This is a genomic window from Mesorhizobium sp. M8A.F.Ca.ET.161.01.1.1 (assembly GCF_004792105.1).
Classification (GTDB): domain Bacteria; phylum Pseudomonadota; class Alphaproteobacteria; order Rhizobiales; family Rhizobiaceae; genus Mesorhizobium.
This window is the reverse complement of the sequence record NZ_SRTD01000322.1, coordinates 1-319: the sequence shown is the minus strand read 5'-3', so window position 1 is coordinate 319 and position 319 is coordinate 1. Positions and strand designations below refer to the sequence as shown.

At 61.4% G+C, this 319-nt stretch carries 1 protein-coding gene; it reads left to right on the top strand.

Annotated elements, in window-relative coordinates:
- On the top strand, positions 1-319 hold a 319-nt coding region (locus EN804_RS38915; protein ID WP_135922392.1), incomplete at both ends, for a LysR family transcriptional regulator.

Below are 319 nucleotides of genomic sequence, written 5' to 3'. Positions count from 1 at the left end.
CTGCATGTTTCGACCGCTGCCATCGGCCAGCAGGTCCGCATTCTCGAAACCCACCTCGGCCAGCCGCTTTTCAGCCGCCAGCGCGGTGAATTGGTGCTGACCGATGCCGGTAGCGCACTTTATCCCGGTCTGGCGGACGCTTTCGAGACCATGATCGGCAGTCTTTCCGACCTGATGGTTTCGAATGCACGGCCGCAGTTGAAAGTTCTGGCGGAAGGTTGCTTTGCCGCCCGCTGGCTTGCGCCGCGGCTGGGCAGCATCGTTCCGGCTCTCGGAGACGTCGAACTTTCGATTGAATCCATCGAGGGCGATACCGTCG